12 protein-coding genes are annotated in these 16186 nt (G+C 37.9%); all 12 read left to right on the forward strand.

The window, feature by feature from the left end; genetic code table 11:
• Positions 1-17: 17 nt before the first annotated feature.
• Complete coding sequence (locus tag QNH29_RS09780; protein WP_283865579.1) at positions 18-1709, forward strand: glycerol-3-phosphate dehydrogenase/oxidase; 1692 nt, start codon at positions 18-20, stop codon at positions 1707-1709.
• A 22-nt stretch (positions 1710-1731) separates the two neighbouring features.
• On the forward strand, positions 1732-2916 hold the full coding sequence (locus QNH29_RS09785) for an ROK family transcriptional regulator (RefSeq protein WP_283864599.1): 1185 nt from the start codon (positions 1732-1734) through the stop codon (positions 2914-2916).
• 237 nt (positions 2917-3153) lie between these two features.
• Positions 3154-4422 (forward strand): alpha/beta hydrolase, encoded by a 1269-nt coding sequence (locus tag QNH29_RS09790; protein WP_283864600.1) that lies wholly within the window; start codon positions 3154-3156, stop codon positions 4420-4422.
• Between the two features lie 325 nt (positions 4423-4747).
• Positions 4748-5764 carry a TRAP transporter substrate-binding protein gene (locus QNH29_RS09795; RefSeq protein ID WP_283864601.1) on the forward strand — a complete coding sequence of 339 codons (1017 nt, stop codon included), beginning with the start codon at positions 4748-4750 and terminating at the stop codon, positions 5762-5764.
• A 144-nt stretch (positions 5765-5908) separates the two neighbouring features.
• Positions 5909-6388 (forward strand): TRAP transporter small permease, encoded by a 480-nt coding sequence (locus tag QNH29_RS09800; RefSeq protein WP_283864602.1) that lies wholly within the window; start codon positions 5909-5911, stop codon positions 6386-6388.
• A gap of 21 nt (positions 6389-6409) precedes the next feature.
• Positions 6410-7711, forward strand: coding sequence for a TRAP transporter large permease (locus tag QNH29_RS09805; protein ID WP_283864603.1), 1302 nt, complete (start codon positions 6410-6412; stop codon positions 7709-7711).
• A 150-nt stretch (positions 7712-7861) separates the two neighbouring features.
• Complete coding sequence (locus QNH29_RS09810) at positions 7862-8392, forward strand: helix-turn-helix domain-containing protein (RefSeq protein WP_283864604.1); 531 nt, start codon at positions 7862-7864, stop codon at positions 8390-8392.
• Between the two features lie 136 nt (positions 8393-8528).
• Positions 8529-8957 carry a MarR family winged helix-turn-helix transcriptional regulator gene (locus QNH29_RS09815; protein ID WP_283864605.1) on the forward strand — a complete coding sequence of 143 codons (429 nt, stop codon included), beginning with the start codon at positions 8529-8531 and terminating at the stop codon, positions 8955-8957.
• Positions 8958-9050: 93 nt separating this feature from the next.
• Positions 9051-10814, forward strand: a complete 1764-nt coding sequence (locus QNH29_RS09820) for an ABC transporter ATP-binding protein (RefSeq protein WP_283864606.1) — start codon at positions 9051-9053, stop codon at positions 10812-10814.
• A 22-nt stretch (positions 10815-10836) separates the two neighbouring features.
• Positions 10837-12639: an ABC transporter ATP-binding protein gene (locus tag QNH29_RS09825; RefSeq protein ID WP_283865580.1), complete on the forward strand. Its 1803-nt coding sequence runs from the start codon at positions 10837-10839 to the stop codon at positions 12637-12639.
• A 170-nt stretch (positions 12640-12809) separates the two neighbouring features.
• Positions 12810-14741, forward strand: coding sequence for a fructose-1,6-bisphosphatase (fbp, locus tag QNH29_RS09830; protein WP_283864607.1), 1932 nt, complete (start codon positions 12810-12812; stop codon positions 14739-14741).
• Positions 14742-14979: 238 nt separating this feature from the next.
• Positions 14980-16185, forward strand: coding sequence for a sensor histidine kinase (locus QNH29_RS09835; RefSeq protein ID WP_283864608.1), 1206 nt, complete (start codon positions 14980-14982; stop codon positions 16183-16185).
• Position 16186: the final 1 nt, after the last annotated feature.

The raw sequence follows: 16186 nt of genomic DNA on the forward strand, positions 1-16186 counted from the left end.
AGCAGGAGGAGTACATGATGCAATTTTCAAACTTAAATCGAACTGAATTTGTTAACAAATTTAAAACAGAAGTTTTTGATGTGTTAATTATAGGCGGAGGAATTACAGGGGCTGGTATCGCTCTTGATGCACAAAGTCGCGGAATGAATACCGCTCTAGTTGAAATGCAGGACTTCGCTGCGGGGACCTCAAGCAGGTCGACTAAATTGGTTCACGGCGGACTTAGATATCTAAAACAATTTGAAGTTAAAATGGTGGCAGAGGTAGGAAAAGAAAGGGCGATTGTCTACGAAAATGGCCCGCATGTGACAACGCCTGAATGGATGTTGTTACCACTTCATAAGGGGGGGACATTTGGTAAATTCAGTACATCCATTGGTCTGCGGGTATATGATTTCTTAGCTGGTGTGAAAAAGTCGGAACGGAGAAAAATGCTAACCTCACAGTCCACTTTAGAAAAAGAGCCGCTTATAAAAAAATCTGGCTTAAAGGGCGGCGGATATTATGTGGAATATCGTACAGATGATGCAAGGCTGACCATCGAGGTTATGAAGGCTGCGGTGGAAAAAGGTGCTATAGCTTGTAATTATACAAAGGTATCAAAGCTTCTATATGAAAATGGCAAGGTAATGGGTGCCCTGGTAGAAGATCAATTAACAGGCGAAAGATATGAAATTCATGCCAAAAAGGTTGTTAATGCTGCAGGACCATGGGTGGATCAAATTCGCGAAATGGACCAATCAAAAAAAGGAAAATTCCTACAGCTATCAAAAGGTGTTCACCTAGTGATTGACCAATCTCGTTTTCCTATGAAACAAGCAGTTTATTTTGACACGCCAGACGGCCGGATGGTGTTTGCGATCCCTCGTGATGGGAAGGTCTATGTAGGAACAACAGATACTTTCTATAAAGAAGATGCCGTAAATCCTAATATGACAGAAAGTGATCGAAGTTATATTTTAAATGCAATTAACTATATGTTCCCTGAAGTGAAAATAAGTGAAAAAGATGTTGAATCGAGCTGGGCAGGTGTACGACCGCTTATTTACGAAGAAGGAAAGAATGCCTCAGAAATTTCTCGGAAGGATGAGATTTGGGAATCAAAATCGGATTTAATTACCATTGCTGGCGGTAAATTAACAGGCTATCGAAAAATGGCTGAAATGGTGGTTGATTTATTGGCGGCAAAATTAACAGCAGAAGAGGGGAAAAGCTTCAAATCGTGTCAAACGAAGTATCTCCCAATTTCAGGCGGTGATGTTGGAGGTTCAAAACAATTTCCATCTTTTATTACTGCAACAGTTAGAAAAGGTATGGAAATTGGTCTTAGCAAAGAAGAGGCTGAAACATTAGTGAAAATATATGGGTCCAATAGTAAAACAGTGTTTGAATTGTTGAAAAATAATATGTCAGATGCAACTAAATATCAATTACCTACCGTGTTATTTGCAAAATTACTATATAGCGTTGAACATGAAATGATTGCTACACCAATTGATTTCTTTAACCGCCGCACAGGTGCAATTTTATTTGATATAAAAACCGTTAAAGAATGGAAGAAGCAAGTAATTGCTTATTTAGCTGATAAATTAAACTGGTCTGGTCAAGAGAAAAACAAATATTCATCTTCAGTCGATGAGGCATTAAAAGCAGCTGTCATCCCTGTGGATCATCCAGAATCTTACCAAAAAGCTGCAAATGGTAATTAACTTGAATAACAGGGTGAACGTTATGGAAATTGGTGTTGCTTCTTATCTTAAGAAGATAAATAAAAATTTGATATTAAGTAAAATTATTAAGCATGGGCCGATTTCGAGGTCGGATTTAGCTAATATAACCAAATTAACTAAGGCGACCATATCTGCACAGGCAGCGGATCTTTTAGAGGAAGAATTAATTATCGAAACCCATACCGAGTATAACAGTGTTGGAAGAAAGCCGATTATGCTTTCGCTTAGGACAAATGCTGGGTATGCATTGGGAATTGATTTAGATTATCGGGATATTAAATTTACCGTATCTGACCTTATGGGCAACCCAGTTCATACTGCTAGAGTAGAGTTAAAGAATTCCAACTATGATGAAATTATTCAAATCTTAATCAACCAAATTCTTGCATACCAACAGAAATTTTCTCATAGCCATTTTGGGATTATTGGTGTTGTCATTGGAATACATGGAACAGTGACCAATGACAAAACCATCTCTTTTGTTCCACAGCATAGATGGTATAACAAGGACTTAAAGACTGATCTAGAGAAAAATGTAAATATAGAAGTTACTGTTGAAAATAATGCAAATTTATGTGCATTCGCCGAAAAAGTATTTAATTTTCATCAATGCACGAACTTAATTAATATAAGTATGTATTCTGGAATAGGCATGGGATTTTTAATGAATGGAGAACTGGTGAAAGGGTATCATGGATTTGCAGGTGAAATGGGTCACATGATTATCCATCCAGATGGAAAACCATGTAATTGCGGTAAATCGGGTTGTTGGGAGTTATATGCTTCTGAAGCGAGCTTCTTTAAACAAATATCCGAGAAACTGGATCATCCTTTATTAACCTACGAGGATATTAAAAATCTTGTTATTGCCAGAAACCCAGTAGTTATAACTGAAATGGATGAATATATAAAGTATGTATCTATTGGTCTAAATAATATTATTAATTTACTAAATCCTGAAACACTAGTGATAAATAGTGAATTATTAAAACAATTTCCTGAAGCAATGAGCATAATTAAATCAAATATAAAAACTTCGATTAGTAATTATAAGGAAATATATATATCTGAGCTCGGTACTGATGCTTGTGGAATGGGAGCTTGTGCTCTGGCGATAAAGAATTTTTTAGAGATACCTGAGTTAAGTTTATCAATTAAGCAAGATGTGTTGGTACAAACTATTTAACTACTAAAAACTTCAAATCCTACTCTAAAAAATATAAAAGAAGTAACCCAACAGATGGATAAACTGTTGGGTTATTCATTTCTATAAACTTCAATCTTCTGATATGTTAAGTAACACCTCTTTATTGTGAAAATTAACCTCTTTTTTTTACATTTCTAATAATTCAGAAAAAATATATAATCAAATCACATCTTGATGTAACTTTATAAATCAAACGAATTTGAAAGGAGCAGGGGAATGAAAAAAGTCTTAATTCTAGGAATCACCGTTTTAATGCTATGCTCGATCTTTAGCAACACTATCTTTGCTTCAGAGTCATCTGGAGTTGATTACGCTGATTATAAACCCGGCGTAACGGTGGAGGCGAATGCTGCTTCTCCAACCGGCTATTATGCAACGTTTATTTATGAGGATGAAACCAAAGCAGCAACAAAGGTTGAACTTTATAGTGACACATTCCATCATTTCACAATCGAAGATGGATTTACACGTCCATATAAACCGGAGGAGTATAAAGCGGGTATGTTCCCAGCAGGCGGTAATGCTGATACTACATATTATGTAACAATGGAAAAGCTGGGCAAAAATTTGTGGGGAGCTAGAGTTCCTCTATCCAGTGGCGCTTTTGTCTACAATTTCCGCATTACCAATCCTGATGGCACTACAACCGCTAGACTAGATGATCCTAACAATCCGACGCTGCTGAATACTGCTACAGGAATTGATAGTTTGTCAAGCATGGTTTATGTTCCGTATAATTCGAAAACAATGGGAACGGGAGAGTGGCTGGATCGTTCGGTAGAGCTCCCATGCAAAAATAAGAACGGTAAAGTTAAAACCGTTGCTTATACAGGTGCTGCCGGTGATACACGAGGGCTTGCTGTTTACCTGCCTCACGGATATAATGAAAACCGCAAGAAACCATACAAGGTGCTTTATCTGTCACATGGCACTTCTGGCGATAAGCTTGGCAATGAACTGCGCTGGATGAATGAGGGCGCAGTGGCTAATATTATGGATAATCTGATTGCAGATGGCACTGCTGAACCTTTTGTTGTAGTGACCATGAATAATCAGGACTTTGGATGGGACTATAAAAAAATAGAAGAAGACCAATTTGAACATATTATGCCTTATATTGAAGCCAACTACAATGTATATAATACCCCTGAGGGCCGCGCTTACGCTGGTTTATCGGCAGGAGGGATTACAGCCAATCGGATGTATTTCAACCACGCAGACAAGTTTGCTTATTTTGGTATTTGGAGTTATACAGTAACGGGAAATGAACTGAATAATATCGGTACTTACAGCAATCTGGACAAGCCTTCTGTTATGGTGGGTGCTGGTACGTGGGATTTTGGTCTTAAACCAGTGCAAGATTTAAGTGCTGCGCTTACGAATGAAGGAATCGAACATGATTATCTTGAGATTCCTGCTGCACATGACTGGGAAGTTTGGCAGTTATTCTATGCTAAATTTGTAGAGGATCACTTGTGGAAGTGATAGAGAATTAGATAACAGAAGCCTGATTATGTATTATATAGAGTTTTTGAAAACAATAAGCAAATAATAAACAGCCCACAAGGTTAGCATTATGTGGGGCTGTTTTAATAGATTTGCGGACAATATCAATTGCTTTTTCCAGGTTTTAATGACTATGAAAAAAACAGATTGACATCGTTTTCAAAACCTATTATTATAGTAAATAAGTTAATAATATGTGACGGAGAAATGGAGACTCACACGGATTGCCTGGTATTTTATTCAGGTCCTTCTGTTGTGAGTCTCTTTTTTTTTCGTCCTAATCCTATTAGGGGGGTCAATTATAATGAGAAAATTGTTATCTTTTGTTACAACTGGTATTTTAGCAGCGGGACTTTTGGCTGGGTGTGGCAATACAGCTGACACAGGCGGAAAGGAAACTGGGGTGGAGGAGAAAACTTTTAAGCTTGCCCATAACATGAGTGAAGACCATCCTGTTCACAAAGCCCTTGAGGATTTCTCCAAGAAGGTGGAAGAAAAGTCGGATGGGCATATGAAGGTTCAAATTTTTGCAAATGGTGTTCTTGGAGCAGAAAAGGAAGTATTAGAGCAGCTGCAAGGCGGAGCTGTAGATATGACAAAAGTGAGTGCTGCAGCTTTGGAGAGCTTTGCTCCTGAATATGCTGTTTTTAGTCTCCCATATTTATTTGTCAGCAAAGATCATTTTTATAAATCCATGGAATCGGAAGCGATTCAAAAGCTTTACCTGGCAAACAAGGATAAAAAATTTGTAGGGTTGACTTATTATGATTCTGGTGCAAGAAGCTTCTATACAAAAGATAAGGCGATTAACACACCAAATGATTTAAAAGGGTTAAAGATTCGTGTCCAAGATTCACCTACCGCAATAGAGATGGTGAAATTACTAGGTGGGAACGCAACACCAATGGCGTATGGAGAGGTTTATACGGCACTGCAAGCGGGAGTTATTGATGGTGCGGAAAGTAATGAAACCGCATTAACAACTGGTAAGCACGGAGAAGTTGCAAAAGAGTTTTCAATCAATGAACATACAATGATCCCAGATATTCTCGTTATGAGCGCTGCTACATGGGACAGCCTATCTGAAGAACAGCAGAAAATTCTAACTGATGCAGCGGGAGAGTCAACAGAATACCAAAAGGAACTATGGAATAAAGCGATCGAAGAGGCGATAACAGTAGCAGAGTCAGAAATGGGCGTGAAATTCAACGAGGTAGATAAAGCGCCGTTTATTGAAAAGGTTAAGCCGATGCATGAGGAATATAGCAAGAAAGATCCCAAAATCAAAGAAATCATAGATGCGATTGAAGCTCTAAAATAATAGAGGAAAGGGTCAAGCTGCGCCTTGCTGGTAGAATGATAGGGCGAAAAAATAATGGCTTGCCCTTTCTATTTTATCTAGGGTGAAAAAGTTACCATGACAGTAAAAAAAATAGAAAAAGACACCGAAGAAGGAGTTTAGGTTATGAAAACAATACGAAGTTTTCTGGATAAGTTAATTATGTTTGTAGCGTGCTTATTCACCGTCATCATGGTTATCGGTGCAATCTGGCAGGTTTTTAGCCGATATATATTGGGGGATCCGAGCACGATTACAGAAGAGTTGCTTCGTTTCGGACTTATATGGACTACAATGTTAGGAGCAAGTTATGCTTTCGGCAAAAACCAGCATTTAGCGATAACCGGTTTATTGGATAAATTAAAAGGAAAAAACCAAAAAGCAATTAGACTGGTTAATGCTTTGTTCATTATTAGTTTTGCCGGTGCAGTTATGATCAAAGGCGGATTAAACATTGTATCCACGACCATGACACAGTTGACACCGATTCTGCAAATTCCAATGGGATTAATCTATTCCATCGTACCTATTTCGGGAACGATCATTATCATTTATCAACTATTAAATATGCCCGATTGGTTAAAGAAGAAAGAAGAAATCATATAGAGATGAAGGGAGGAGTTTTTCATGGGTGCGATTGAAACAGGTTTAGTGCTGGTAATTAGTTTTATTATTTTAATGGCAATGGGGGTACCAATTTCTGTAGCCACAGGGATAGCCTCTTTTATTGCTGCGCTAATGATTGTACCGTTTGACGTTGCCATTTTTACGGCAGCTCAAAAAATGGTTAGTGGGATCGACAGTTTTTCCCTTTTGGCCGTTATCTTTTTTATTTTGTCAGGAATTATTATGAATAACGGGGGAATCGCACTGCGTCTTGTCAACTTGGCAAAATTGATGGGCGGCAGTCTTCCTGGATCACTAGCTCATACGAATGTCGTAGGGAACATGCTGTTTGGATCGATTTCAGGATCCGCAGTTGCGGCAGCGGCTGCCATCGGTGGTACTATGGCTCCGCTTCAGGAAAAAGAAGGGTATAATAAAGCGTATTCTGCAGCGGTAAATATTGCCTCCTCTCCTGCAGGTTTATTGATTCCTCCGAGCGGAGCATTTATTATTTATTCGATGGTCAGCGGAGGTACTTCAATTGCCGCATTATTTTTAGCGGGATATGTACCGGGAATCCTAATGGGACTAACAATTATGGCTATTGCCTACTATATTGCTAAAAAAGAGAATTATCCAGTAGCAAAAAAACCGAGTTTTTCTGAGGGTGCAAAAGTTGTTATTGAAGCCATTCCAAGCTTACTGCTCATCGTGATCGTAATCGGGGGAATTGTAGCAGGAGTCTTTACTGCAACAGAAGGTTCTGCCGTAGCTGTTTTATATTCCGTCATTCTTTCTATCATTTATAAAACCTTAAAGTGGTCCGATGTTCCAAAGATTTTGAGAGAAACAGTTGTTATGACAGGAATTGTGTTATTTCTGGTTGCGGCTTCATCGATCATGTCCTGGGTAATGGCGTTTAGCGGTATACCAGCTGCGATTAGCCAAGCTGTATTATCCATTTCAGATAACCCTATTGTTATTCTATTAATCATTAATGTTGTATTGTTATTAGTCGGCACCGTAATGGATATAACACCAGCAATCCTGATTTTTACCCCTATCTTTTTGCCAATTGTAACTCAAATAGGCATGGATCCTGTTCATTTTGGAATTGTTTTGGTTTTTAACCTCTGTATCGGTATCGTGAGTCCGCCATCCGGAAGCAGTTTATTTGTCGGATGCAGTGTTGGGGGAGTTAGCATTGAGACCGTAACGAGACCATTATTAATTTTCATTGCCGGTTTAATTGTCACGTTACTGCTCGTAACGTATGTTCCAGCCATTACCTTGTTTGTTCCTAAACTATTTGGGGCTATGTAGCTGCTTAATCGTACTTATATCCTATTATTATATTAATCAAGTTAATAATATGTGACGGAGAAATGGAGACTCACACGGATTACCTGTTATTTTATTCAGGTCCTTCTGTCGTGGTCTCTTTTTTCACCATAAGCGTAATAGGGGGAATATATGAATCAGATTAGTTATTTGTTAAATCACAATCCAATAAAGGCTTCTGGACTGGATAATTCTGAACTCTTTTATTATCAGTCTGGTGCTCTATTAGTTATTTTTCAAACGGATAATATAGACTTTATCAAAACAGATTTAATTAACATTACTAATGATCTAGACAAAGTTTACCCAAAAGACAATACCAAACAGTATAGTATGATTATAAATCAAATTATTGAAGAGATTGATAAACAAATAAGTAATCCTGATTTAACTTTAAAGTATCTTGCTCAAGAAATAATCTTTATGAATAAGGACTATTTAGGAAAGCAATTTAAAAAAGAAACCGGGCAAACTTTTACTGATTACTTAATGCAATATCGCATGAATAAGGCGATGGAGCTTATCGCTGAAACGAACGATTTAAAGGTATGCGATGTAGCAGAAAAAATAGGATTTAAAAACAACCCTGCTTATTTTAGCAGGGCATTTAAGAAATTTACTGGTGTAACACCTTTAGCTTATCAAAAAGAAATAAGAAAGTGAGCCTTGAAAGATCAAGGCTTTTTGATGTTCGGAAAATTAACAGCATTCCAAATATCTGGAACCAAAGAACTTGACATTTTACTCTCCGCATCATATATTATCTAATAGTATTAGATAATTTGAAAGGTGCAATATAATGGATTACAGAGAGTTAGCAAAAGAAGTTATAAATAACATGACGAAAAACCCTAAAATGCCTTTTCAAAAAAAAGTTGATGATCTTTCTCATGGAGAAAAGAGGATATTAGGATACCTTGCTTATTGGAAAAAAGGCGTCACTTCTGGTGAAATTAGTGAAAAACTGTTTCTCAGTACCCCTCGTGTAGCATCTGCCCTTAACAGTTTATCCAAAAAAGGATTTATTGAACGAAATAGGGATGAGCGTGACAAACGTATTGTCATCGTGACCATCACAGATGCTGGACATAGTTTTGTTATGGAAGAATATGAAGAGGCATTATCTATGCTCGAGACTACACTGCAAAAACTAGGAGAAAAAGATGCGAAGGAGTTTGTTCGTATTTTAAAACGGATTACAGAATTCGCAACCGAAGATGAATGTTGATAATGCAGACTCATGGAGAGGATGCATTATTTTTGAAAATTATCTAACACTATTAGGTTTGTTCTGAATGAATCCTTAGGAGGGGTTTTTAACGTGCTGAAAATTTTTAAATATCTTCAGAAAAAGGATTGGCTGCTAATCATATGCAGTTTAATTTTCATTGTGACTCAGGTGTATCTCGATTTAAAGCTGCCTGACTATATGCGCGAAGTCACCGTGCTGGTACAGACGGAAGGAAGTAAGATGAGCGATGTTCTCCTAAATGGCGGGTATATGATTTTATGTGCTGTTGGCAGCATGGTTGCGGCAATGATTGTCGGATTCTTTGCCGCCAAAGTCGCCGCTGGTTTTTCTGTTCGGCTCCGTGCGATGGTATTTGAGAAGACCATGTCTTTTTCAATGGAAGAAATCAATGGCTTTTCAACTCCTAGTTTGATTACACGCTCCACAAATGATATCACACAGATTCAAATGCTGATTGCAATGGGACTGCAGGTAGTAATTAAAGCACCTATTTTAGCAGTGTGGGCAATCTTAAAGATTATGGGAAAAAGCTGGCAGTGGACGGCCACTACCGGGATCGCCGTTGCTATCCTAATTGTCATGTTAACGATTCTTATTTTTGTTGCGATGCCAAAATTTAAGGTGATTCAGAGTTTAACAGATAACTTGAATCGTGTTTCAAGGGAAAACTTATCAGGTATCAGGGTGGTTCATGCCTACAATGCCGAAAAGTATCAGGAAGCGAAATTTGAAAAAGCAAACGATGAACTGACCAAGACGAATCTTTTTACCAGCCGGACCATGGCCATTATTATGCCGACAATGGGCATTATTATGTCAGGTATGAGTCTAGCTATCTATTGGATTGGTGCCTACTTAATTAATAATGCGTCACTACCGAATCGTTTATCTCTATTTTCAGATATGGTCGTTTTCTCTTCTTATGCCATGCAGGTAATAATGGCATTTATGATGCTTAGCTTCGTATTTATCATGCTGCCTAGGGCATCTGTTTCTGCAAGACGAATTAATGAAGTGCTCGATACGGAGGCAACCATCATGGATGGGACAGAGAAAGAAGGAAAGAAGGACTACTCAGGCGAGGTTGAATTCCGGAATGTGAGTTTTAAATATCCAGATGCTTCAGATTATATACTTCGAAATGTTAGCTTTACTGCACACAAAGGAGAAACAGTGGCATTTATCGGCTCCACCGGCAGTGGGAAGAGTACACTGCTTAACCTCATTCCCCGCTATTTTGATGCAACGGAAGGGGAAGTATTGATTGATGGTCTGAATGTAAAAAATTATCAGCAAGAGGCATTACGTAATAAACTTGGTTATGTATCCCAAAAAGCTGTATTGTTCAGCGGTACCGTTTCTTCCAATGTAGCTTATGGTGAAAGTCGTAAGAGTTCAGCAAAGGACCATGCCATTAAAAAGGCGGTGGAAATAGCACAAGGTACGGAATTTGTTGAGAAAATGGAAAATCAGTATGAGGCTTCCATAGCTCAAGGTGGTACCAATATCTCTGGCGGACAGAAGCAAAGACTGTCCATTGCCCGTGCGGTATATAGACAGCCAGAAATCTATATTTTTGATGATTCATTTTCCGCACTAGATTATAAGACAGATAGAACGTTACGGTCTGTTCTAAAAAAAGAAACGCAAGATGCAACTACATTAATTGTTGCACAACGGATTGGTACCATTAAGGATGCAGATCGAATTGTTGTACTTGATGATGGTGAAGTGGTTGGAATTGGCACCCACCATGAGCTCTTGAAGAATTGTGAAGTTTACCAAGAAATTGCCTATTCTCAGTTGTCAAAGGAGGAGCTTGAAATTGGCTGAAAATCGTCAGGAACAGAATAGAATGACACCACCAGGCCCGCCGCATGGAGGCGGCCCCCGTGGACCAGTCGCAAAACCAAAGGATTTTAAGAAAACGTTTAGGCAGCTGATATCTTATTGCAAAGTTTTTTTGCCGCTAATTATCATAGCCTTGTTACTGGCAATGGCAGGGGCCATTTTCAACATCATTGGACCAGAGTTCCTGAATCAGATTACCGATTTGATTACGGAAGGAATGATGACCAGCATCGATCTTGACGCAGTAGTGAATGTCGGAGCAATTCTTGCTTTTTTATATGGCTTAGGTGCTTTGTTTAATTATATTCAAGGTTACATTATGGCCACCGTTACACAGCGAGTGTCTAAGAATTTACGCAAAGATATTTCAACAAAAATTAATCGTTTGCCGTTAAAATATTTTGACTCAACCAGTACCGGAGATGTTTTAAGTCGGATAACAAACGATGTTGATATGATTGGACAGACGATGAACCAAAGCTTAGGTGCACTCGTTTCGGCAGTGACCATGTTCCTCGGCTCTTTGATCATGATGTTTTATACAAACTGGATTATGGCAATTTCAGCCATACTATCTACTTTCATTGGCTTTGCTTTGATGACATTCATTATCTCAAAGTCACAAAAGTACTTTGCGCAGCAGCAAAAAGAGCTTGGTAAACTAAATGGCCATATTGAGGAAATCTATTCTGGCCACCATGTTGTGAAGGTTTATAATGGAGAAAAAAATGCGAAGGAAACCTTTCATGAAATCAACACAAGACTTTATGATAGCGCATGGAAATCTCAATTTATGTCAGGGCTGATGATGCCATTGATGATGTTTGTTGGTAATTTTGGTTATGTGGTCGTAAGTATCGTTGGTGCCGTTCTTGCAGTAAATGATGTCATTTCATTTGGTGTAATTGTAGCCTTTATGATTTATATCCGACTGTTTACGCAGCCTCTTACACAAATCGCCCAGGCGGCTACCAACCTGCAGTCCACTGCTGCAGCAAGTGAACGTGTATTCGAATTCCTCGCTGAAGAAGAGATTGCTGACGAGAGCGAAAAACAGGAAAGACTTGAAACTGTCATTGGGGATGTAGAGTTTAAAAATGTTCGTTTTGGCTATAGCGAAGATAAAATGGTCATCAATAACTTTTCCGCTATTGCAAAATCAGGTCAAAAAGTGGCAATTGTTGGTCCTACTGGTGCTGGTAAAACAACGTTGGTCAACCTGCTGATGCGATTCTATGAAGTAAATGGCGGGGAAATTTTGATTGACGGTGTACCAACACATAACCTCACGAGGGAAAACATTCATAACCTGTTTAGTATGGTTCTTCAGGACACGTGGTTGTTTGAAGGTACGATTCGTGAGAATATTGTCTATTCCAGACAGGGAGTAAGTGATGAGGAAATTGAAGAGGCCTGTAAAGCAGTGGGGCTTCACCATTTTATTAAAACACTGCCAAAAGGCTATGATACGATACTCGATGATAAAGCAAATCTTTCCTCTGGCCAAAAACAGCTCATTACCATCGCTAGAGCAATGATTGAGCATAAACCATTACTTATTTTAGATGAGGCAACTAGTTCGGTGGATACCCGTACAGAAGTATTGATCCAGAAAGCCATGGATAAACTGACAGTCGGCAAAACTTCATTTGTGATTGCCCACAGACTTTCTACCATTAAAAATGCTGATTTAATTCTTGTAATGAAAAATGGAGACATTATCGAAAGCGGAAATCACGAGGAATTACTTCAGAGAAATGGTTTTTATGCTGAGCTTTACAATAGTCAGTTTGAAAATGCGTCATAGTTAGCTTTAATGTTGGATTGCCCGAGGAAAAATTTTCTCCGGGCCATTTTATTCTTTCAATTTCTAAATATTACAATAACTATTATTTGTCTTTTCTGATATAATACATAATTAATCTCAAACTATTACATAGGTAATAAATGGCGAATTTTGAAAGGGGATACATACCTTTGAACTCAAATTATCTAGATTTACTCCTCCAAAAATATGATTGCGAAGAAAAAGTGGTAACTGAAATTATTAAACTGGAAGCCATTCTTAATCTCCCAAAAGGGACCGAACATTTTGTCAGCGATTTACATGGGGAGTATCAAGCTTTTCAACATGTATTAAGAAATGGTTCAGGGAATGTAAAAAAGAGAATCAGAGACTTGTTTCAAGACGTTTTATTTGAAAAAGAAATAAATGATTTTGCCACATTAGTTTATTATCCTGAAGAAAAATTAAAATTAATGAAAAGTCATTTCAGCAATGAACAAGAATTAAACCAATGGTATATCGTAATCATTGAGCGGATGATCAGGCTTATCTCTCACGCTTCCTCGAAATATACACGGTCGAAATTACGAAAAGCATTGCCGAATCAGTTTGTGTTTGTTATAGAAGAGCTGCTTTACAAAACGAACCAATCTGAAAATAAGGAGCAATATTATAAAGAAATAGTCGAGCAGATTATCTCCTTAGGACAGGCTGATAAACTCATAACAGGGCTTGCGTATACCACCCAAAGATTGGTGGTCGACCATCTCCATGTAGTGGGGGATATTTATGATCGTGGACCAGAACCTGATAAAATCATGGATACTTTGATTAATTACCATTCCGTTGACATTCAGTGGGGAAACCATGATGTACTCTGGATAGGTGCTTTTGCTGGTTCAATGGTTTGTCTGGCTAATATTATTCGTATCTGCGCAAGATATGACAATCTTGATATAATTGAAGATGTATATGGAATCAATCTTAGGCCTCTCTTGAACCTTGCCGAGAAATACTATCAGGACAATCCGGCTTTCAGACCTAAGGTACATTCAGATAAGAAGCAGTCTGATCATGAAATATTACAAATAACGAAAATTCATCAAGCCATTGCGATGATTCAGTTCAAACTTGAAATGCCTATTATAAAGAGACGCCCGTATTTTAATATGTCAGAAAGGCTTCTACTCGAGAAAATCGATTATGACAAGAACGAAATAACAATTTATGGACAAACCTATCCTCTAGAGAATACGTGTTTTGCAACGGTAAATCCAGAGCAGCCTGATCAATTATTGGAAGAAGAAAAGCAGGTCATGGAAAGATTATTATTTTCAGTCCAGCATTCAGAAAAGCTTGCCAGACATATGAATTTCCTGATGAAAAAAGGGAGTCTCTATTTAAAATATAACGGGAACCTATTAATACATGGCTGTATTCCTTTAGATGAAAAAGGAAATATGGAAAAAATGGTTATTGAAAATAATACCTATTCAGGCCGGGAGTTACTTGATGTTTTTGAACGGTATTTACGTCATGCCTTTACCCACCCTGAAGTCACAGATGATCTTGCGACCGATATGGTCTGGTATTTATGGTCGGGAGAATATTCATCACTCTTTGGAAAAAGAGAGATGACCACTTTTGAGAGGTACTTTATTAAGGACAAGGCGACTCATAAAGAGGGAAAGAACCCATACTACTATTTACGTGAAAATGAGGAAATTTGCCGTAAAATCCTAACAGAGTTTGATCTGAATCCTGACCAAGGTCACATTATCAATGGTCATACACCAGTTAAAGAAATTGAGGGAGAAGATCCAATTAAAGCAAATGGCAAGATGATCGTAATCGATGGTGGTTTCTCCAAAGCTTATCAATCAACAACAGGAATAGCAGGTTATACGTTACTATATAATTCCTTCGGTATGCAACTGGTCGCCCATAAGCATTTTAATTCAAAAGAAGATGTTTTACTTAACGGGACAGATGTTTTATCCATTAAAAGAGTGGTAGATGAAGAGTTAAAGAGAAAAAAGGTTAAAGAAACAAATGTTGGAGAGAAATTATTGCAGGAAATCTCGATTTTGAATAGTCTGAGAGAATATCGCTATATGGATTAACACCAATAAGAAGAGGGGTAATTTGCCCTCTTCTTATTTTTTTCCTTCTATACCAATAAAACAAATTCCTTAGCAGATACTCGAAAAAAATGTAGAGGTATACACAAAATATTCTTATTTAAAACAAAAATGCGAACATGAAGTATGTATAATAAAATTGATATTCTTATATCAATGACTAATCTCAGTTTTTCTAAAAATATCGAATTCAATACACAGTGGAAGGTGTACTAATAGGATGAAAACAACCGAAAATCCTCTCAATGAATTAATTGCTTCCAATTTATATGCCCGCTATAGTGGAATTTTATCCCTGTCAGATATTCCTTTAGTATTGGTCGATACAAATGGCCATGTTATGCATGAGCTAATTCCTGCTCCCGATTTTTGCAGGTTTGTATGTAAAAAGCAAGGAGATCAGAAGGTTTGCCCAGACTACAACAGCCGTTTTAACCCGGATAAGGGGGAGAAGGGAAGGTTTATATGCCATTATGGCTTGCATAATATCTTTATACCGATTAAAAAGAATGACGAAACTGTAGGTTTTGTTTCCGGAATGAAGGTTTATTCGCAGGATACAGAATACCAAAAATATATGATTGATATCCAGTCTCTTAAGGAAGAAATAAAAACAGAGTTGGAATTCATTGCCAAGTCCATTGCATCATTGAAAACCGTTGATGAAAATAAAATGAAGATCCATGAGCAAATATGCAGCCATATTGCGAAGAATATCAGCATTGACCTGACCGAAAGCACCAAGAACCATACAGAATCCGCAATAACCAGATTATCTATTGAAAAGGAAATGCTGGAGAAAAAGATTATAGACTTAGAAGCGAAAAACATGTCGCTGGTGGTCAATCCACATTTTTTGTTTAATACCTTGAACTGTATTGCCCGGATCGCCTATTTTGAACATTCTCATAAAACAGAGGAACTGATCTACTGCCTGTCCGATTTGCTGCGGTACAATTTAAAGCAGGATGATCAACTTCACACTATTGGTTCTGAAATCGATAACATTGAGAAATATCTTTACATCCAAAAGGCACGATTTAAAAATCGGCTGGAGTATACAATCGATGTTCCTGAGAATATTAGGGCTTACAGAATTCCGAATATGGTCATTCAGCCTATTGTTGAGAACGCCTTAATTCACGGTATCACACCGAGACGTGATGGAGGAAAAATACATATCATTACCAAAGAAACTGAAAAGGCAGTTATTATTACAGTTGCAGATAATGGAAATGGTTTCTGCAGAGAGGCCATCGAAAAAATCAAACAATCTGAAAATAAATCGGGTCTGGGGTTCCGAAGCACTGACAGGCGCCTAAAACAAAATTATGGTGAATGTTACGGCTTAGAGATTATAAAATCTGATTTTAGCGGGAGTACAGTCGCTATCAAGATTCCCAACCAGATGACCGGGAGGCCGTAGA

Source organism: Neobacillus sp. DY30, assembly GCF_030123065.1.
Classification (GTDB): domain Bacteria; phylum Bacillota; class Bacilli; order Bacillales; family Cytobacillaceae; genus Neobacillus.

What these genes read in the sequence shown, in the direction of transcription:
- QNH29_RS09835 (WP_283864608.1), top strand. Translation starts at nt 14,980, where the DNA reads ATGAAAACAACCGAAAATCCTCTCAATGAATTAATTGCTTCCAATTTA.
- QNH29_RS09815 (WP_283864605.1), top strand. Translation starts at nt 8,529, where the DNA reads ATGGATTACAGAGAGTTAGCAAAAGAAGTTATAAATAACATGACGAAA.
- QNH29_RS09785 (WP_283864599.1), top strand. Translation starts at nt 1,732, where the DNA reads ATGGAAATTGGTGTTGCTTCTTATCTTAAGAAGATAAATAAAAATTTG.
- QNH29_RS09780 (WP_283865579.1), top strand. Translation starts at nt 18, where the DNA reads ATGCAATTTTCAAACTTAAATCGAACTGAATTTGTTAACAAATTTAAA.
- QNH29_RS09790 (WP_283864600.1), top strand. Translation starts at nt 3,154, where the DNA reads ATGAAAAAAGTCTTAATTCTAGGAATCACCGTTTTAATGCTATGCTCG.
- QNH29_RS09810 (WP_283864604.1), top strand. Translation starts at nt 7,862, where the DNA reads ATGAATCAGATTAGTTATTTGTTAAATCACAATCCAATAAAGGCTTCT.
- QNH29_RS09795 (WP_283864601.1), top strand. Translation starts at nt 4,748, where the DNA reads ATGAGAAAATTGTTATCTTTTGTTACAACTGGTATTTTAGCAGCGGGA.
- QNH29_RS09800 (WP_283864602.1), top strand. Translation starts at nt 5,909, where the DNA reads ATGAAAACAATACGAAGTTTTCTGGATAAGTTAATTATGTTTGTAGCG.
- QNH29_RS09805 (WP_283864603.1), top strand. Translation starts at nt 6,410, where the DNA reads ATGGGTGCGATTGAAACAGGTTTAGTGCTGGTAATTAGTTTTATTATT.
- QNH29_RS09825 (WP_283865580.1), top strand. Translation starts at nt 10,837, where the DNA reads ATGACACCACCAGGCCCGCCGCATGGAGGCGGCCCCCGTGGACCAGTC.